Annotated in this window: 14 protein-coding genes and 3 pseudogenes; 16 read left to right on the top strand and 1 reads right to left on the bottom strand. The window is 72.2% G+C overall.

Annotation, left to right across the window (positions count from 1 at the left end):
* Positions 1-1,086: 1,086 nt before the first annotated feature.
* From V5O40_RS22060 to mltG, 6 genes are all read left to right on the top strand, one after another.
* A complete protein-coding gene (locus V5O40_RS22060; protein WP_332317171.1) occupies positions 1,087-1,713 on the top strand; it encodes a hypothetical protein in 627 nt (208 codons plus the stop codon).
* Positions 1,714-1,851: 138 nt separating this feature from the next.
* On the top strand, positions 1,852-2,313 hold the full coding sequence (locus tag V5O40_RS22055) for a DUF948 domain-containing protein (RefSeq protein WP_210941227.1): 462 nt from the start codon (positions 1,852-1,854) through the stop codon (positions 2,311-2,313).
* A 26-nt stretch (positions 2,314-2,339) separates the two neighbouring features.
* The gene (locus tag V5O40_RS22050; protein WP_332907229.1) at positions 2,340-2,645 is read left to right on the top strand and encodes a hypothetical protein; all 306 of its coding nucleotides are present in this window, start codon (positions 2,340-2,342) and stop codon (positions 2,643-2,645) included.
* The gene (gene alaS / locus V5O40_RS22045) at positions 2,642-5,320 is read left to right on the top strand and encodes an alanine--tRNA ligase (protein ID WP_269738800.1); all 2,679 of its coding nucleotides are present in this window, start codon (positions 2,642-2,644) and stop codon (positions 5,318-5,320) included. Before V5O40_RS22050 ends, alaS begins: the two co-directional genes overlap by 4 nt.
* 73 nt (positions 5,321-5,393) lie before the next feature.
* A complete protein-coding gene (ruvX, locus tag V5O40_RS22040; RefSeq protein WP_332907228.1) occupies positions 5,394-5,855 on the top strand; it encodes a Holliday junction resolvase RuvX in 462 nt (153 codons plus the stop codon).
* Entirely contained in the window at positions 5,852-7,048 is a 1,197-nt protein-coding gene (mltG, locus tag V5O40_RS22035) for an endolytic transglycosylase MltG (protein ID WP_332907227.1), read from the top strand. Before ruvX ends, mltG begins: the two co-directional genes overlap by 4 nt.
* Positions 7,049-7,125: 77 nt before the next feature.
* Here the strand turns inward: mltG and V5O40_RS22030 are convergent, their stop codons facing one another.
* Complete coding sequence (locus V5O40_RS22030; protein WP_332907226.1) at positions 7,126-8,391, bottom strand: endo-1,4-beta-xylanase; 1,266 nt, start codon at positions 8,389-8,391, stop codon at positions 7,126-7,128.
* A 150-nt stretch (positions 8,392-8,541) separates the two neighbouring features.
* Here V5O40_RS22030 and V5O40_RS22025 point away from each other — a divergent pair.
* The 10 genes and pseudogenes from V5O40_RS22025 to V5O40_RS21980 all read left to right on the top strand — a co-directional run.
* Positions 8,542-9,054, top strand: a pseudogene (locus tag V5O40_RS22025) (shikimate dehydrogenase); the annotation flags it as partial.
* Positions 9,055-9,213: 159 nt separating this feature from the next.
* Positions 9,214-9,483: pseudogene (locus V5O40_RS22020) on the top strand (shikimate dehydrogenase); the annotation flags it as partial.
* Between the two features lie 288 nt (positions 9,484-9,771).
* Positions 9,772-9,989: pseudogene (locus V5O40_RS22015) on the top strand (Scr1 family TA system antitoxin-like transcriptional regulator); the annotation flags it as partial.
* Entirely contained in the window at positions 9,986-10,180 is a 195-nt protein-coding gene (locus V5O40_RS22010; protein ID WP_332907244.1) for a DUF397 domain-containing protein, read from the top strand. The pseudogene V5O40_RS22015 and the gene V5O40_RS22010, both read left to right, overlap by 4 nt.
* Positions 10,181-10,454: 274 nt before the next feature.
* A complete protein-coding gene (locus V5O40_RS22005; RefSeq protein WP_332907225.1) occupies positions 10,455-12,164 on the top strand; it encodes a glycosyl hydrolase in 1,710 nt (569 codons plus the stop codon).
* A gap of 199 nt (positions 12,165-12,363) precedes the next feature.
* Positions 12,364-14,334, top strand: coding sequence for a hypothetical protein (locus V5O40_RS22000; RefSeq protein WP_408631926.1), 1,971 nt, complete (start codon positions 12,364-12,366; stop codon positions 14,332-14,334).
* Positions 14,335-14,427: 93 nt separating this feature from the next.
* Positions 14,428-14,970 carry an acyltransferase gene (locus tag V5O40_RS21995; RefSeq protein ID WP_332907224.1) on the top strand — a complete coding sequence of 181 codons (543 nt, stop codon included), beginning with the start codon at positions 14,428-14,430 and terminating at the stop codon, positions 14,968-14,970.
* A complete protein-coding gene (locus V5O40_RS21990; RefSeq protein WP_332907223.1) occupies positions 14,963-16,564 on the top strand; it encodes a GumC domain-containing protein in 1,602 nt (533 codons plus the stop codon). Before V5O40_RS21995 ends, V5O40_RS21990 begins: the two co-directional genes overlap by 8 nt.
* A 3-nt stretch (positions 16,565-16,567) precedes the next feature.
* Positions 16,568-17,914, top strand: coding sequence for an O-antigen ligase family protein (locus V5O40_RS21985; RefSeq protein WP_408631925.1), 1,347 nt, complete (start codon positions 16,568-16,570; stop codon positions 17,912-17,914).
* On the top strand, positions 17,911-19,538 hold a 1,628-nt coding region (locus tag V5O40_RS21980), incomplete at its 3' end, for a lipopolysaccharide biosynthesis protein (RefSeq protein WP_332907222.1). The genes V5O40_RS21985 and V5O40_RS21980, both read left to right, overlap by 4 nt.

The raw sequence follows: 19,538 nt of genomic DNA, 5'->3' as shown, positions 1-19,538 counted from the left end.
TCCGGCGGCCCTTCCGGTCGGCCGAACGCGGACGCCGCACCGGCGGACGGACGCCGGGTCGAGCCGGGGCCGGACGGCCCGGTGGCCGGGCCTGCCCGCCGCGCCGACGGGCCACCGGTCGGACGTGGCCGCCCGACTCCGCCGGCCGGCCCTGCCCCCGGCCCGGACGGACGAGAGCCGACAGGTCGGGCCGGCGCCCTGCCCCGGATCGGTGCCACCGGTCCGGCCTCCCGGCCCGACGGCCCGCCGCGTGGCGCGGCGCGTCCGGACGGTTCGCCTGAGCTGCCCGCGCGTGGTGCGGCGCGGCCCGACGGTCCGCCCGGCGTTCCGCCGCGTGGTGCGGCGCGACCCGATGGTGCCCCGGCAGCGCCGCCGCGTGGTGCGGCGCGACCGGACGGTCCGCCCGGCGTTCCGCCGCGTGGTGCGGCGCGACCCGATGGTGTCCCGGCAGCGCCGCCGCGTGGCGCGGCGCGTCCGGACGGTGCGCCCGGCGTTCCGCCGCGTGGTGCGGCGCGACCCGATGGTGTCCCGGCAGCGCCGCCGCGTGGTGCGGCGCGTCCGGACGGTCCGCCCGGCGGTCCGCCGCGTGGCGCGGTGCGTCCGGACGGTCCGCCCGGCGGTCCGCCGCGTGGCGCGGTGCGTCCGGACGGTCCGCCCGGTGTTCCGCCGCGTGGCGCGGTCCGACCCGACGGTCCGGCCGTGACGTCGCCGCACCGACCCGACATCGGTCCCGCCGGCCCCGGCCCCGCCGACCCCGGCCGGGGCGTCGGCACCGGACCGACCGGGTCACCGGTCACGGCCCGGGCCGGTGCTCCGCTGCGCCCAGAGGAGCGGCCCGCCGGCCGGGCCACGCCGCCGCACCGCAACCCGGCGCGCCCCGAACCTTCCGGTGTGTCCCCGGTGCCGCCGGCGCGCGGCGGCGAGGCTCCGGCGGTGGCTCGCGCCGCGGCTGTCGTGGCACCGGCCGGCCCGACCGGGCACCCCGGCCCGGAACCGCCGGCCCGACGCGCCAACCCGCCGGACTTCGCCGACGTCGACCGGTCCGAGGGCGACCAGGCGGGCGACGGTGGTCAGCCACGCCGGCAGGTGCCGGGCTCTCCCCGGTCGCGTGCCGCCGTCCTGGTGCTGGCCAGTGTCCTGCTGCTCGGCGTACTTCCCGCGTTCTTCGGGGTGCAGACCATGAACCGGGATCCGGTCTTCGCCTCGCTCGACCAGCTCGACGTGCCGGCCTGGGCGGCGACGGAACCGGTGGACGACGTCACCGGCAGCCCGTGGTGTCTGCTGGACTGCCGGTTGCGGGAACGCACCACCACCTCCGACCGGTCACCGGACGAGACGGCGCAGGCGTACGAGGCCGCGCTGACCCGCGACGGTTGGCAGCGGTGGACGCCCAACTACTGCCCGGAGCAGGAGGAGAAGGGCAGCTACACCTGCTGGCGGCGCGACGAACTCACCCTCGACCTCTGGGTCCGGGAACGCACCTGCGTGCCGCCGCCCGTCGACGGCGAACCCGCGGTGGTGCCGGCGCCCGACCCGGCCACCGCGGCGCAGGAGTGCCCCGGATCGTTGGTGTCGGTGAAGGTGCGCAACGCGATCGACGACGAGCGGACGCGGCCACAGCCGAGCACCGATCCGTCGCTCACCGGCGAGGATCCCTTCCCGACAGTGACCGACGATCCGTTGAGCGACCTGACCCCGTCACCACCGTCCTGAGCCGATCCTCATCACGGACGGTAGGGTCAGGTGCTGATGGTGACCGGTCGTCGGCCGGTCACTCGACGTTGACGTGGCGAGACGGTCGTACGGCTGGCGGAAGCGTGCGCCCCGAAGCACTGTTTGAGGAGGACTGGCGTGGGCTTTTTGGAGGTCGCGGCACTGATCGCGGCGATCGCGTTCGCGATGCTGGTGCTGATCCTGACGCTGCCCATCCTGCGGTTGCGGCACACCGTGGACGCCACCACCCGCATGATCAATGATCTGAACGACCGGACGGGCCCGCTGCTCGGCGACGTCAACACCACGGTACGCAACGTGAACGTGACCCTGGAGCAGGTGCAGACCTCGCTCGACGGGGTGAACCTCCAACTGGCCAAGGTCGACACCATGACCGGTCACGCGCAGAACATCAGCGCCAACGTCGCCAACCTGGTCACCGTGGTCTCCGCCGCCGCGGCCAACCCGCTGGTCAAGGTGGCCGCGTTCGGCTACGGCGTGCGCAAGGCCGCCGCCACCCGCCGGCACGCCGAGACCGAGCGTGAGGTGCGGGACACCATCAAGGCTCAGCGGCGCGCCGCCCGGCGCGGGAACCGCTGACCCCGACGGCACCGGGAGGTACGAGCATGAGGCGCCTTTTCTGGCTGGGTATCGGACTGGCCGTCGGTGTCGTGGTGGTGCGCAAGGCGACCCGCGCCGCACACGCGTACACCCCCGCCGGCATCGCCGACAACCTGTCGCAATCCGCTGGCGGACTGGTCGAGGAACTGCGTAGCTTCGTGGCGGACGTACGCGCCGGGATGGCCGAGCGGGAGCACGAGATCCACGAGGCGTTCGCCCAGGGCGAGGCGTTCGACGACCAGTTCGCCGACCTGCGGGAGGACCCGCGTCTCGGCGACCGAGAGATCTTTCCGGAGGACCACCAGCGATGAAGACGGCGGAGATCAAGCGGCGGTATCTCGCCCACTTCGAGGCGAACGGCCACACCGTGGTGCCGTCCGCTCCGCTGCCCGCCATCAGCGACCCGAACCTGCTGTTCGTCAACGCTGGCATGGTGCAGTTCGTCCCCTACTTCCTGGGTCAGCAGACGCCGCCGTACCGGCGCGCGGTGAGCGTGCAGAAGTGCATCCGGACGCCGGACATCGACGAGGTCGGCAAGACCAGCCGGCACGGCACGTTCTTCCAGATGAACGGGAACTTCTCCTTCGGTGACTACTTCAAGTCCGGGGCGATCCCGCTCGCCTGGGAGCTGGCCACGAAGTCGGTCGAGGCCGGCGGGTTCGGGCTGGACCCGGAGCGGATCTGGGCGACGGTCTACCTCGACGACGACGAGGCGTACGACATCTGGCGCCGCACCGGGGTGCCCGACGAGCGCATCGTGCGCCGGGGCAAGAAGGACAACTTCTGGTCGATGGGCATCCCCGGCCCGTGCGGCCCGTGCTCCGAGCTGTACTACGACCGGGGGCCGGCCTACGGTGCCGAGGGTGGTCCGGAGGTCGACGAGGACCGGTACCTGGAGTTCTGGAACCTCGTGTTCATGCAGTTCGAGCGGGGTCCGGGCACCGACAAGGAGAACTTCCCGATCCTGGGTGAGCTGCCGGCGAAGAACATCGACACCGGCATGGGCCTGGAGCGGATGGCGTCGATCCTGCAGGGCGTCGACAACCTCTACGAGATCGACGAGGTCCGCCCGATCCTGGACCGGGCGGCGGAGCTGACCGGCAAGCGGTACGGCGCGCACTCGGGCCACGCCGCCAACCAGTCGCACCCGGACGACGTGCGGCTGCGGGTGATCGCCGACCACGTGCGCACCGCGCTGATGCTCATCGGTGACGGGGTGACCCCGTCCAACGAGGGCCGGGGCTACGTGCTGCGGCGGATCATGCGCCGGGCGATCCGGTCGGTGCGGCTGCTCGGCTGGCAGGAGCGGGCGCTGCCGGAGCTGCTGCCGGTGGCGCGGGACTGCATGGCCCCGTCGTACCCGGAGCTGGCCGCGGACTTCGACCGGATCTCGGCGTACGCGTACGCCGAGGAGGACGCGTTCCTGGCCACCTTGCGGGCGGGGACGACGATCCTGGACACCGCGATCTCCGAGACGAGGTCGGCGGGGCGGCCGGCGCTCTCCGGAGACAAGGCGTTCCAGCTGCACGACACCTACGGCTTCCCGATCGACCTGACCCTGGAGATCGCCGCCGAGCAGGGGCTCACCGTCGACCAGGAGGGCTTCCGCCGGCTGATGGCCGACCAGCGGGCCCGTGCCAAGGCCGACGCGCAGGCGCGCAAGACCGGGCACACCGACCTGTCGGCGTACCGGTCGGTGCTCGACGCCGGTGGTCCGGTGACCTTCACCGGCTACACGGAGGTGGCCCGCGAGTCCACCGTCCGCGCGGTGCTCGGCACCGACGGGCAGCGGGCGGCGGCCGTCGAGGGCGACACCGTCGAGCTGGTGCTCGACACCACCCCGTTCTACGCCGAGGGCGGCGGTCAACAGCCGGACCTCGGCATGATCACGGTGGGCGGCGGGCAGGTCGAGGTGCTCGACGTGCAGCAGCCGGTGCCGGGGCTGATCGTGCACCGGGCCCGGGTGCTGCGGGGCGAGGTGCGGGCCGGGGAGACCGGCTACGCCGAGATCGACACCAGCCGGCGGCGGGCGATCTCCCGCTCGCACACCGCCACCCACCTGGTGCACCAGACCATGCGCAACTTCCTCGGCGAGTCCGCCACCCAGGCCGGCTCGTTGAACGCGCCCGGTCGGCTGCGATTCGACTTCAACACCGCCACCGGCGTGGCGCCCAGCGTGCTGCGTGACGTGGAGCAGCAGGTCAACGAGGTGCTGCTGGCCGACCTGGAGGTGCACGCGTTCATCACCTCGCTGGAGGAGGCGCGGCGCATCGGTGCCATGGCGCTGTTCGGTGAGAAGTACGGCGAGCACGTCCGGGTGGTCGAGGTCGGTGACTACGCCCGGGAACTGTGCGGCGGCACCCACGTGGCCCGCTCCGGCCAGCTCGGTCTGGTGAAGATCCTCTCCGAGTCGTCGATCGGGTCCGGCGTCCGCCGGGTCGAGGCGCTGGTCGGGATGGACGCGTTCAACTTCCTGGCCCGCGAGCACCTGCTGGTGTCCCGCCTCGCCGAGCTGTACCGCGTTCCCTCCGAGCAGGTCGCCGACCGGGTCGAGCAGACGGTCACCCAGCTGCGCGACGCGGAGAAGGAGCTGGAGAAGCTGCGCGCGCAGCTGGTGCTCGGCGGCGCGGCGGCGCTCGCCGCCCAGGCCAAGGACGTGTCCGGGGTCGCCTACGTGGGCACCGAGGCGCCCGAGGGGGCGGCCGGCAACGACGTACGCACTCTCGCCCAGGAGATCCGGGGCCGGATCGAGGCGTCCCGGCCGGGGGTGGTCGCGGTGGCCGCCCGAGCCAACGGCAAGGCGTCGCTGGTGGTGGCGGTGAACCCGGCCGCCCGTAGCCGGGGCATCGCCGCGAACGACCTGGTGAAGGCGGCGTTCTCCGGCCGTGGTGGCGGCAGCCCCGAGCTGGCGCAGGGCGGCGGGCTGCCCGAGTCGGAGGTGCCCCGACTGCTGCTCACGGTCGAGCGGGCGCTCGCCGAAGCGTGAGTCGGCGGCACAGCGGATCAGGGCGGGCCGGGTCGGCCCGCCCTGACGCGTCTGTCGGTGGAGGTGACACGGCGTGAGCGACTCGCCCCGTGGGGTGCGGCTGGGAGTGGACGTCGGGCAGGTCCGGATCGGGGTTTCCCGGTCCGATCCGCACGGCATTCTGGCCACCCCGCTGGTCACCCTCGCACGGGAGCAGAACCCCAGGTCGGACGCGGTGCCGTCGGACCTCGCCGAGCTCGCCGCGTTGGTCATCGAGCACGAGGCCGTCGAGGTGGTGGTGGGCCTTCCGGTCAACCTCGCCGGCAGACATGGCCCGGCGGCGGAGCACGTGAAGGCGTACGCTCGTCAACTGGCCGGTGTGATAAGTCCTGTCCCGGTGACGCTCACCGACGAGAGGATGTCCACGGTCGTGGCGAGTCGTAGGCTTGCCGAGCGCGGTGTCCGAGGAAAGCGACAACGGGCGGTGGTCGACCAGGCCGCCGCGGTGGAAATTCTGCAGAGCTGGCTGGATGCGCAGCGGAGGCGGACGCAATGATGGACGATCTGGACCTCGGGTTCGACGAGCAGGAGCGGGGGGAGAAGGGCAAGCACCGCCGGGGCCGCCGCAAGGGCGGCAAGTCCGGTGGCGGGCGGGGCAAGACCGTCCTGGCCCTGCTGCTGGCCGTGGTGCTGCTCGGCGGCATCGGCGGAGGTGCCTTCTACGGCTTCGACCGGATCCAGAGCCGCTTCGTCACCCCGGACTACGACGGCGGCGGCACCGAGGAGGTGACCGTCCAGATCCCGCAGGGCGCGTTCCTCGCCGACATGGCCGTGGCACTGTACGACGCCGGTGTGATCAAGAGCACCAAGGCGTTCATCGAGGCGGCCGACGAGAACTCCCGCAGCCGCAACATCCAGCCCGGCACCTACAAGCTGCGTAAGCAGATGAGCGGTGAACTGGCCCTGACCGCGATGCTCGACCCGAAGAACCGGGTGGTCAACGGGCTCACCATCCCCGAGGGGCGTACCGCGAAGAGCATCTACAAGCTGCTCAGCGACCACACCGAGATCCCGGTCAAGGAGTTCGAGGCCGCCGCGAAGGACCCGGAGAAGCTCGGCGTACCGGACTGGTGGTTCAAGCGGACGGACGGCAAGAAGCCCAAGAAGTCGATCGAGGGTTTCCTCTTCCCGGACACCTACGAGATTCCGCCGGACGCCACCGCCGAGGAGATCCTCGGGCAGATGGTCGACCACTTCCTCACCGTCACCGGTGAGATGGAGTTCGCCGACCGGGTGCAGAAGGAGCGCGGCGGGATCAGCCCGTACGAGGCGCTGATCGTGGCGTCGCTGGCCCAGGCCGAGGCCGGCACCAAGAAGGACCTCGGCAAGGTCGCCCGGGTCGCCTACAACCGGGTGTACTCGGGCACGTTCCCGTGCAACTGCCTGGAGATGGACGTCACGGTCAACTACTACTTCGAACTGACCGGCCAGGAGGCGAAGACCTCCGGGCAGATGACGGCGAGCGACCTCGACAACCCGAAGAACCCGTACAACCGCAAGCTGGCGGGCATGATCCCCACCCCGATCAACAATCCGGGCAAGGAGGCCCTGGAGGGGGCGATGGACCCGCCGACCGGCGACTGGCTCTTCTTCGTGGCCATCGACAAGGAGGGCAACTCGGCCTTCACCGACGACTACAACAAGCACCTGGCGAACATCGAGAAGGCCAAGGAGGCCGGCGTCCTCTGACGCCGGCCCGCCCGGGCGGGTGGCAGTGACACGGGCCCGCACCGACTCCGCACGCTGACGGGCCGGCGGCGCCGTGGTCAGGACAGGTCGACCGTCGCGGTGGTGTCGGGGGCGTCGATGGTGAAGCGGGCGGCGCGGCCGCCGACGGCGACGGTGTAGTCGCCGAGGAAGCCGGTGACGGTGACGGTGCCGTCGGCTCCGGTGCGCAGGTCCGTCGGCGACAGCCACCATTCGCCCTTGACCAGCGCCTTCAGGGTGTCGTACGCCGGCTTCGGGCTGCCGTCGGTGCGGACCAGTCCGGCGGGCGCGCCGAGCCAGGCACCCCGGTCGGTGAGCCCCCAGTAGTTGATCGACTGGACCGCCGGGTGGGCGAGCAGCGACCGGTAGTGCCGCTCGACCTCGTCGGCCTGCCGCGCCTCGCCCTCGGGAGTGCTCGGCCAGTGCGGGATCTGGTAGTCGTTGAGGTCCTCGATCTCGGGCGGCATGAGGTGCCCGGAGACCAGGGTGGTCTCGGTCAGGTGCAGCGGCAGCCCGTACCGGGCGAACCGGTCGAGCATCTGTCGCATGTACTCCTCGCCCCGGTAGCCCTGGTGCATGTGGGTCTGCAGGCCGATCGCGTCGACGCGCACACCGGCTTCGAGAACTCCCTCGATGAGACACTCGTACGCCGAGCTGAGGTCGAAGTCGTTGAGCACCAGGGTGGCCGCCGGGTTCGCGGCCCGAGCCTCCTCGAACGCCAACCGCACCAGGTGGATGCGGCCGCGCGCCCGGGCCAGTGGGGTGATCGCGTTGTCGCCGTTGGCGAAGACAGGCATGATCACCGCCTCGTTTATCGCGTCCCAGGTGTCGATGAGGCCGGCGAAGCCGCCGGCCAGCTCGCGGACGCGGGCCCGCAGCAGCCGCTCGACCTCGTCGAGCTCCAGCCCGAGTAACCACGACGGCTGTACGGTGTGCCAGACCAGCGGGTGGCCCTTGACGGTGACGCCGCGCTCGGCCAGCCAGCGGGCGGTGGCGGTGAGACGCTCGGTGTCGGGCGCGCCGCGCCGTGGCTCGTAGCGACCCCAGTAGAACGGCAGCGTCGCGGTGTTGAACACGTCGAGCCACAGCTCGCCGAGCCGGTCGAGGTCCAGCCGGCTGTCCCCGCCGAAGCTCTCGACGCCCGTGGTCTCCTCCGGGCCGGGGCCGCCGACCAGGTCGACGAAGTCGAAACCGATGTTGCCGAAGGCGAAGGCGTGCCGCTCCTGCGCGACCGTCACCACCTGGTCGGCGAGCGGCTGCCGGTCGGGGCCTCGGACGGTGAGGGTGATCTCGCCCTTGCGGTGGCGCAGACTGCTGTCAGACATTGTTGGATGCTAGGCGACAGGTGTGCCCGCTGGTGTCGAGGAGTGATGGTGGCTGAGTCAGGGCGTGCGGCGTCCGCACCTGAGGCGTCGGGGCCCGAGGCGTCTGCACCCGAGGCGTCGGGGCGCGGGACGGTGGTGCACCGGGCGGCAGTGCTGGGCAAGCCGATCGCCCACTCGCTCTCCCCGGTGATCCACAATGCCGGGTACGCGGCCGCCGGGCTGACCGGGTGGTCGTACACCCGGATCGAGTGCGCGGCGGCGGAGCTGCCGGCCCTGGTCGCCGGCCTGGGCCCGGAGTGGGCCGGGCTGTCGGTGACCATGCCGGGCAAGGAGGCGGCGCTCACGGTGGCCGCCGAGGTCTCGCCGGTCGCCGCCGCCGTGGGTGCGGCCAACACGTTGGTACGCCGTCCCGACGGCTCCTGGTACGCCGACAACACCGACGTCACCGGCATGGTCGAGGTGCTGACCGAGGCGGGCGTACGCCCCGGTGCCACCGTCACCGTGCTCGGCGCGGGCGGCACCGCCCGGGCGGCCCTCGCGGCGGCGGCCCGGCTGCGCGCGGCCGCGGTGACCGTGATCGCCCGCCGCCCGGCGGCGGTCGCCGAACTCGAACCGGTCGCCGCCGCCCTGGGCGTGGTGATGACCGGCGCACCGTGGCCGGACCTGCCGGGCGCGCGGGCACCGGGTGCTGAGCTGCCGGGCGCGGCGGCACCGGGTGCTGAGCCGGCGGTCCGTGGGGTGCCGGGGTCTGAGCGCCCGTGGAGCGGGTCCTCGCGGCCTGCGGCGTCTGCCTGGTCCGAGGCGACCGGGCTGGCCGGTGTCGATGTGCTGATCTCGACCGTGCCGAAGGGGGCCGCCGACGAGCTGGCCGGCAGGGTGCCCTGGCGGGCCGGCACGGTGGTCTTCGACGCGATCTACGACCCGTGGCCGACCCCGCTGGCCGCCGCGGCCGAGGCCGCCGGGTGCCGGATCGTCTCCGGCCTCGATCTGCTGCTGGCCCAGGCGATCGGCCAGTTCGAGCAGTTCACCGACACACCCGCCCCCCGCCCCGCGATGGCCGCCGCCCTCACCGCCGCCCGCTCCGAAACCTGATCTTCCGCCGACCGGTGGCTCCATTCCGGCCTCGCTCAAGGTGGCGGCACCCAACGCGGCGAGGCGGGCCGGGACCCTCGCCGCCCGCGAGCCGCCGCCCGCTCGCCGCTCGCCAGTCGGCACCGCCCGCCCCTCGTTATCGCCCACTCGCCGCTCTGGGTGGGGCGAGCCGCTGAGATCTTGGACATTTTCCGTTAACGAGGAACGGAAAATGTCCAAGATCTCATGTTCCACGCGGCCTAAACCCTGGCGGTCGGGGCGGCGGTGGGGTCGTTAGGCGGGTTGGTGGCGGGGATCTACCCTGGCTTGCAGGGCGGCTTCATCCTGGCGACCCTCGGCGAGGGCTCGGTGGTGGCGCACCTCGACCACCAGGTGCGCGCGCAGGTGGTCAACCAGACCGACGATCTTGCTACGTTCAGCGGACCTGGGAGGCGGTTCGGGGTGAGGCGCTCCCGCGCAGGCAGTCACTCACACTGATCAAGGAAGTGGCGCAGACATGGACGTGACCGGCGCCAACTGGCGCACGTCGACCTACTCGGGAACCAACGGCGGCTCGTGTGTGGAGATTGCCGACAATCTTCCCGGCGTGGTGCTGGTGCGCGACACCAAGGACCGCGACGGTGGCATCCTCCGGTTCGACCCACGATCGTGGCGGTCCTTCGTCGACCTGGCGAAGCAGCTCGATCCCGCAGGCTGAGTCATCATCCGGCGCCGAGGCCCCTGGCTCCTGCCAGGGGCCTCCGTCGTGTCCATCGGATGCCTGCTCCCTATGTCGACCATGAGGTTGGCGGCAAGTTCGATCTTCGCGTCCGCCGCCAACCTCATGATCAACGAGGTGGGGCGGGGGTGGGAGGGGCAGGGATGTCTTAGGTGAGGTTTAAGACGCGCTTAGGTCCTGCCGTCATCCGCACGCTCCGTTGTGTACGCGGATACGCTGCTCAGCGTTATCGTCGAAGACACGAGGAGTATCCGTGACCAGTCGCGGACTGCACCGCTTGATCCCACATCGCGGCGGCCGGCGTAAGGCCGTGATGCTCGGCGTCATCGGCACCACTGTGGTGCTGGGGCTCGGCGCGACGATGGTGCCGCTGCTCGCCGATGACGACCTGTCGGTCGCCGTGGTGGCCGACACCACCGCCACGGCGGTGCCGCAGGACGGCGACAACAGCGTCAAGTCGACGCTGGCGACCTGTCCCGCGCCCTGCGACGGCAATCCGCGCGGCGCCCGTGAGGCGGTGCTGACCTTCCTGGTCACCTCGCTGCCGGCGAACGCGGTGAACGTACGGGCCACGCTGCGGGTGCACGCCTGGCAGAAGTTCCAGGCGACGGTGACCGCGCACGAGTCCCGCCTCGACGCCCGCGCCGCCCGTCCGATGCCGGCCCCGCTGGGCGCGGCGCTGGACACCGTCAGCGGCGTCGCCAAGGGATTCAACGAGTGGGACGTCTCGGGTCTGGTCACCGGAAACGGCATCTGGACGCTGTCGCTGGCGCAGGCCGGGTTGGACAGCCGCATCTACTGGGCCTCCGGCGAGAACCGCAACGCCGATCTGCGCCCGCGCCTGGCGATCAGCTACGACGGGGTGGGAATCCGGCCGCCGTCGGCCTCGCCCAGCGTCGCGCCGACGCCGTCGGCCACCGCCAGCCGTCCCCCGGCCTCGCCGACCGCCTCGCCGAGCGTGAGCCCGTCGCCCGCCCGGCCCAGCCCCACCACCACACCGCCGTCGTCCGAACCGGGCAAGTGTGGGACGGTCTCGGCGAAGCTGGTCCCCGGCTGCGGTGCCTGGTGGGGGATGTACTCGCCGACGAACGCCGCCGCCGGCTGGGATCACGGCAAGGCGATCACCGACGTGGAGAAGCAGGTGGGACGGAAGTTCGACATCGTCCACCGCTATCACGACTTCTCGAACACCGGCAGCAACGGCGCCTTCCCGGACGAGTTCCAACAGCAGCAGATGCGCGACGGGCGGCTCATGTTCTTCGCCTGGGAGAGCCGGGTCTTCTCCTCGGGTACGGTGCTGACCTGGAAGGACGTCTACAGCGGACGGTACGACGCGACGATCGACGCGGTCGCCGGCCGGATCCGGGCGATCGGCCAGCCGGTCTTCATCGGGTTCGACCACGAGCCGGAGGACGAGCCGGCCAAGGGCAGCGACGCCGACTTCGTCCGGGCCTGGCGCTACGTGCACGACCGGTTCGCCGACGCCAAGGCCGACAACGCCGTCTGGGTCTGGACGATGATGGGCTGGTCCGGCCACTACGACCGGTACGCGGGGCTCTATCCCGGTGACCGCTACGTCGACTGGGTGGCGTGGGACCCGTACAACTTCCACGTCTGCAACGGCAGCACCGTCTGGAAGAGCCCCAGCACCACCATCGGCTCCTTCTACCGCTGGCTCGACGAGAACGGCATCGGTGCGGGCAAGCCGCGGATGCTCGCCGAGTTCGGCACCAACATGAACGCCGCCGATCCGAACGCGAAGCGGCGCTGGTTCGAGGAGTTCCCGGCGGCGCTGAAGGCCCACCCGAAGATCAAGGCGGCGATCTACTTCAACTCGGCGGGCATGACGAAGACGACGAGTACCTGCAACATGATGATGAACCAGGACGCGGCTGCGGTGGCCGGATTCGCCGCCGCGGGACGGGACAGCTACCTGCGGCAACCGACGGGAGGGGGCCGCTGAACCGAGCTGAGCCGAGTCAGGAGGACGGGCCGCCACAGCGATTGTCGGAAATCCGACGGTAGGCGAGGTTGTCCGTTTCCTGATCCACCGTCCGTCCAATCGGCGGATGCCGCCCTCCAGCGTGGAGCGGGCACGCTACGTGCATTCTCGTCCACTCTGGAGGCGCAGCGTGCCCAGATACTCCTTGTCGTGGCGTTCCATCCGTCGGCATCGATTCCGGGCCGCGGCCGTCGCGTTGGTGACGGTCGCGGCCGTACTTACCGTGCCCACCGCGGCTTCCGCGGCCGTGGTACCGGCACCCGAGCCGGCCACCCTGGTCTCGACCGATCCGGCCGACCAGACTCCGCACGCCCGCAACGGTGAGGCTCGCGCCTTCGCCGAGATCGGCAACACGGTCTACGTCGGCGGCAGCTTCACGCAGATCCGCCAGACGGCCGCCTCGGCCTGGATCGCCCGCAGCTATCTGTTCGCGTACGACCGGACCACCGGGACGATCTCGACGACCTTCCTGCCGGTGCTCGACGGTGCGGTCAACTCACTCATCGCCGGCCCCGGCGGCACGCTGATCGTCGGCGGCGCCTTCAAGAACGTCAACGGGGTGTCCCGCCGGAACCTGGTGGCGCTCGAACCGTCCACCGGCATGATCATCGACAGCTGGGCCGGTCGCTCCGACGGGGGCACCGTGCGTGACCTGGTGCTGCACGGCAACTGGCTGTACGTGGCCGGGGCCTTCAACTGGCTCAACGGCACCGCGCACTCCGGACTCGGCCGGTTGGACGCGACGACCGGGGAGATCGATCCGACCTTCGACATCAACACGACCGTCGGCCGGCACGGCACCAGCATGTACGCCTGGACCATCGACGTCTCCCCGGACGGCGGCACCCTCGTCGTCGGCGGCAACTTCCTCTACGTCAACGACCTGCCGCGCAACCAGATCGCACTGATCGACGTGACGGGCACACCGAGCGTCATCGACTGGAGTTCGGAGCGGTTCGTCGCGCCGTGCGCCAACCCGACGACGTTCGTGCACTACGTGCAGGACGTACGCTTCGGCGGCGACGGCACCTGGTTCGTCGTCGGCACCAACGGCGGGTCGGGCTGGCCGAGCGCCTACTGCGACGCCCTGGTCCGCTTCGAGACCGCCCACCGGGGGCCCAACCAGGTCGCCACCTGGGTCAACTTCACCGGCAACGACACCATCACCTCCGTCGAGGTGGCCGACAACATCATCTATCTCGGCGGCCACTTCCGCTGGCTGAACAACCCGAACGCCAGCGACCGCGCCGGCAACGGGGCCATCGACCGGCTGGGCATCGGCGCGGTCACCCCGGCCACCGGCATGCCGGTGAACTGGAACCCCCGCCGCAGCGGCGGCTCCGACCTGCCCTCCGGTGCCAGCTCCTGGGGATCGTCGGTGCCCGTGCTGTGGCGCGGCAGCGCCGGCCTCTACTTCGGACACAACTCCGACGGCATGGGCAACGAGTACCACGGCCGACTCGGTGTCTTCCCGATCAGCGGTGGGCGCACGATCATCCCGAAGAACCCGCCGACGGGCAGCAGTGGCCACCTGCACCTGAACGTCGGTCCCGGTGAGGTGGCGCGGGTGCCGTTCGACGGCACCACCCTGGACACCGCCAACGCCACCGTCGTCAGCCAGCCGAACTACACCGACGCGGGCGCGACCTGGCTGGTCGACGACCGGATCTACTGGTCCCACGTGGTCGCCGGGACACCGACCGGCAGCCGGATCGACGTCTCGCTGTTCAACGGCTCCACGATCGGTGGGTCGTGGGAGGCGTCCGGCTACAACGACTGGTACAACCCGGCGCTGTTGACCGGCGCGTTCTATGTGGACGGCCGGCTCTACTACACCCGCAGCGGTGCCAACAACCTCTACTACCGCTACTTCGAGATCGACGGCAGCTACCTGGGTGCCACCGAGTTCGTGCTGCCCACCACGGGTGTGACCTGGTCGGCGGTACGCGGCATGGCCTGGGTGGACGGGCGGATCGTCTACGGGGCGACCAACGGATCGCTGCGCAGCGTGGCGTTCGACCCGACCCTGGCGCCCACCGCCGCGGTCAACGGCACGGAGTCGACGCTCGTCGCCGAGGCGACGCCGGAACTGACCTGGTCGACCGCCTCGATGTTCTTTTCAGTGCCGTAGCGTTCACCGTTCGTAACGAATCCTCGGTATTTTGTTCACCTCGGGTCGGCGTCGGGTCTTCCGCCGCCGACCCGAGGAAGGTGGGGAGGCTCGTTGTCCGGCATCCGACGTGGACTCGTCGTGCGTATCGTCTTCGCGGCCAAGCGTGGCTGGTATCGGCTGCGCTATCCGCGCCTGCGGCTGGGGGCGGGGGTGGAGATCCGTGGCCGGATCCGGCTGCGCCGCGGCGTGCGGGTCAGCATCGGCGAGCACACCCGGTTGAACAAGCTGGTCCGCTTCGCCGGGCCCGGCGAGGTGCGGGTGGGCGCCGACTGTCTGCTCAACGCGACCTGGATCGGCACCTGGACCTCGGTGACCATCGGCGACCGGTGCCTGCTGTCGGACTGCGAACTGCTCGACAACGACTTCCACAACCTGGACCCGGAGCGACGCCACGACCCGCCGACGCCGGCCAGCCGAGCGCCGATCACCGTCGAGGACAACGTGTGGATCGGTGCGCACGCGTTGGTCATGAAGGGGGTGCGGATCGGCCGGGACAGCGTCGTGGGTGCCGCGACGGTGGTCCGCACCGACGTGCCGCCCGGAGTCGTGGTGATCGGCAATCCCCAACAGATAGCGAAGAAGTTCCATGACTGATGCCGCGCCCAGCGGCTGGACCGGCGACGGTCCGGCCAGCGCCCCGACGTCCCGCAGCGTCACCATCACCGACATGCTGCGGGTGCCCCTGCACCGGATCCGGTTGGTAGCGGCGGTGGCCCTGGGTGGACTGCTCGCCGCGGTCGGCTACGTGCTGGTGTCGCCGGCAACGGTGACGGCGAACGCGGTGGTGGCGGTCCGCCCGGTGGTCACCGACGCCTTCACGCCCAGCGGCGCCGCCGCCGACCGGGCGGTGAACATGAACGTGGAGAGCGGGATCGCCACCGGCACCGAGGTCGTCGCGAAACTCGCCGCGACATTCGACTCGGACCAGCGCACGGTGCGCGACGCCCTCGAGGTCGAGGTGCCCGCCGGCGGTCAGATCCTGCGCTTCATCTACCGGGCCGGCGACGCCGAACGGGCGGTGGCCGGCGCCAACCTGGCCGCGCAGAGCTATCTGGACATCCGGCGCGGGATGTACGAGAAGCAGCGCGAGGAGATGCTGAACTCGTACGACGAGAGCATCGAGAAGGTCGTCGCCCAGCGCAACACCGTGCAGCGCAGGATCAACAACGCCCGGGACGCCGCCGCCGCGGACGCGGCGGTCGCCGAACTCGGCGGCATCAACAACCAGCTCACCCAGCTCAGCTCCGCCCGCACGGAGATCGCCGCGGTCGACGTGAACCCGGGCTGGGTCACCCGTAGCGCCGAGCCGGCGTTGGCCACCACCTCCGGGGGCTCGTCGTTGCTGCTCGCCGGTGGGCTGCTCGGTGGGACCGTGATCGGTCTGGTGCTCGCCTTCCTGTGGGAGTCGGCGGACCGGCGCATCCGCAGCGTGGCCGATGCGCGGGACAGCACCGGCCTGCCGCTGCTGGGCACCGTCCGCCGCGCCCGGCTACGCGGCCGGGCGGTCGACGCCGACATCCGCTACGTGGCGATGGCCGTCGCCGAGCGGGTACGCCAACCCGCCCGGGTCGCGGTGGTGACCGCCCGCGAGGACGCCACCGCGATCACCGCCGGGCTCGCGGTCGCCCTCGCCGTGGCCGGGCGGGAGGTGTTCGTGGCCGACGACAGCGGCCGGATCGACCGGCTGCGGGCCACGGTGCTCACCGACCGGGGCCGGTTGCCGGCGGCCATCGACCCGACCCGACCCACCGTGCCAAAACCGCGCACCGCCGCCCCGGACACCGACGACGGCCCGACCGAGGTGATCACCCGACGTCCCTCCCCGCATCCGGTCGGCGCCCGGCCCTCGACCGACCCGGAAGCCACGCTCACCCTGCCCCGCGTCGCCAAGACCGCCAGCAGCGGCGAGAACGGACGGGTCACCGGGGACGAGCAGGTCGTGGTGGGTGCCGGCAGCGTGCGGTTCGGCACCTGGCGGCAGGGCGCCGACCACCGTCTGGTGCTGTACAACGCCCCGCCGGCCGAGGCCGACGAGCGGGGTGTGGCGGCGGCCCGGCAGGGGACCGCCGTCGTCGTGGTCGAACGCGACCGCACCCGTCAGGCCGACCTGCGCCGGCTCGCCGAGCGGCTGCGGGCGGCCGGGGTCAACCCGCTGGGCTTCGTGCTGTGTCGCAGCGGGCGGAGCTGAGGCGTGCCGCTCACCCGCGCCCCGGCGACCACCGAGCCGCCCCGACCGGCCGCCGCCGCCGTGCGGCCCACCTCCCCGCTGCCGCCCCGACTGCCGCTGTGGCCGTTGGTGGCGATGTTCGGGCTGGTCCCGCTCTGGTGGGTGGCCGGCGCCTTCTACCTCGGTTGGCCGCTGCTGGGTGCCCTGCTGTTCACCCTGCTGGCCACCCGGGGCCGGGTGCCGCTGCCCCCCGCCACGGGAATCTGGCTGCTGTTCGTGGCCCTCGCGGCGGTCAGCGTGACCCGACTGGCGGCACCGAGCTCGCTGCCCACCTTCGTGCTGCGGCTGGCGTTCTACCTCACCGCGCTCGTCGTCGCGGTCTACGTCTACACCGTCGCCCGGGAGCGTCCCGACCAGGCCGCCGTGCTGGTGCCGCTGTGCGCGTTCTGGTTCGCCCTTGTCGCGCTGGGCTGGCTGGGCGTGCTGGTGCCGCGCCTGGAACTGACCACCCCGGTCGAGGCGCTGCTTCCACCGGGCGTGTCCGGGGTGCCGTTCATCAGCGACATGGTCCACCTGAGCACCGCGGAGTTCAGCGCCCGGTCACTCAACCCGATCTACCGCCCGGCGGCCCCGTACGCGTACACCAACAACTACGGCAGCGCGTACGCGATGACGTTGCCGTGTGTGGTCGCGTACACCATGCTGCGGCGGCGCGGCCTGCTGCGCTGGGCGCTGCTGGCGTCGTTGCCGGTGTCGCTGGTTCCGGCGTTCCTCACGCTCAACCGAGCGATGTTCCTCAGCCTCGGCGTCGGGCTGGCCGTGCTCGGGGTGCGGGCGGCGCTGCGCGGCAACGTCCGGGTGGCCGCCTCCATCGGTGGGATGGTGGTACTCGGCGGCGTCGCCAGCCTGTTCATCCCGGTCGCCGAGCTGATCGGCAATCGGGTCGAGTCCAGCGACACCAACACCGACCGGCTCTCGCTCTACGCCGAGGTGCTGCGCCGGGTGGGTGACTCGCCCTGGCTGGGCTACGGCGCGCCGATGGAGGTGGACACCGTCACCGCCGACGCGCCGATCGGCACCCAGGGTCAGTTGTGGATGGTGTTGTTCAGCCACGGCGTACCGGCCCTGCTCTTCTTTCTGGCCTGGTTCGTCGCCGCCGCGCTGAGCTGCGCCCGGGCCACCTCGGCGGCGGGGCAGTGGCTCTCCGTCGTCCCGCTGATCTGTCTGGTACAGGTGCCCTTCTACGGGATGGCCAACCAGAACCTCGCGGTGGCCTTCTTCGCGGTGGCCTTCGCGTTCGCGCTCTGCGAACGGGAACGCCGTACCGCGCCGGGTGGCTCGTCGCGGCGGGCGGCGGTGGTGCCGGCGTGACGGCGACCACCAGCCCACCGACGGGCGAGGATCCCGGGCGTACGGCGAGCGCCCTCGCCGCCACGGCGGCGGCCGACGGGGCGGCCGAGACCCGGCGCAGCACCCGCAGCGGGGTGGCCGGGCTGCTCGGCGCGGCGACCAGTGGTCTGTTCGGCTTCGTGCTCGCGGTGGTCATCACCCGTGGCTACGGCACCACCGGGGCGGGTGCGTTCTTCGCCGCCATCGGCGTGGTGACCGTCGCCGCCGCGATCTGCACCCTCGGCGCGGAGACCGGTCTGATCTGGGCGTTGCCCCGGCGCCGGGCCGGTGCCACCGGGGACGGCGCCCGGGTGCTGCCGGTCGCCATGATCCCACCGTTGCTGGTGGCCGTGCTGGTCGCGGTGGGCGGCGCGTGGCTGGCCGGGCCGCTCGCCGGTCGGCTGCTGGGACCGGCGGGCGGGCCGCTGCTGGTGGTGACCTTCGCGGCGGTGCCCGTGGTGGTCGCGATGAACCTGCTGCTCGCGGTCGTGCGCTGCGTCCGCCCGATGCGGTCCTACGTCGCGGTCCAGTTCCTGCTGCTGCCGGTCGCCCGCCCCCTGCTCGTCGGCGCGGCGGTGCTCGCCGGCGGCGGGCTCCTGGCGGGGATGACCGGCTGGCTGGTGCCCGCCGCCGTGGCGCTGCTGGTGTGTCTGATCCTGGTGGCCGGGCCGCTCGGGATCGGCGCCGGCGCCCCGCTGCGTCCGCGGCCCGGCGACTGGGCCACGTTCTGGCGGTTCGCGCTGCCCCGCGCCGCCTCGGCGGCGATCGACGCGGGCAGCATGTGGATCGGGGTGCTGCTCACCTCGGCCCTGGCCGGCCCGGCCGACGCCGGTGTCTTCGGTGCCGTCGGCCGCTACGTCCTCGCCGGCCAACTCGCCATGCAGGGGCTGCGGGTGGCCACCGCCCCGCAACTGTCCCGGCTGCTCGGCCGGGGCGAGCGGGCCGCCGCCGCCGCGGTGCACCGGCAGCTGACCGCCTGGGGCCTGGTGCTCTCCTGGCCGGTGTACCTGCTGCTCGCCGTCTTCGCGCCGGCCTTCCTGGCGCTGTTCGGCCCGGAGTTCACCACCGGGGCCGCCGCGATGACGGTGCTGGCCCTGGCGATGCTCGTCAACACCGGGGTCGGCAACGTGCAGAGTCTGCTGCTGATGGGCGGGCGCAGCGGCCTGCATCTGGCCGCGGCACTGGCCGGACTGCTGGTCACCGTCGGCGGCGGGTTGGCGCTGATCCCCGCCCACGGAGCGACCGGGGCGGCGGTGGCGTGGGCCGCCGGCATCGTGACCGAGAACCTCTGCGCGGCCACCTTCGCCCGGCTCGTGGTGCGCGAACCCTTGATCGACGCCCGGATGCTGGCCGCGGCGGCGGTCACCGTGGCGGGGGTCGGGCTCGCGGCGGTGGCCGGCCTGGCGGTGGCGGGCCGAGACATCGCCGGACTGCTGCTCGCGGTGGCCACGCTCGCCACCGCCTGCGTCGGCTTGTTGACGTTGCCCCGGGTGCGGCGCGGCATCCGGGTGACCATGGTGCAGATCCGTGGGGGGGGGGGGGGGGGGGGGCGCGCCCGCCCCCCGGGGGGGGCGCCGGGGGTGGGGGGGGGGGGTGGGGGGGGGGG

Source organism: Micromonospora palythoicola (assembly GCF_036689795.1).
GTDB lineage: Bacteria > Actinomycetota > Actinomycetes > Mycobacteriales > Micromonosporaceae > Micromonospora > Micromonospora palythoicola.
The sequence above is the reverse complement of the archived record's forward strand: the minus strand, read 5'-3'. Positions and strand labels throughout refer to the sequence as shown.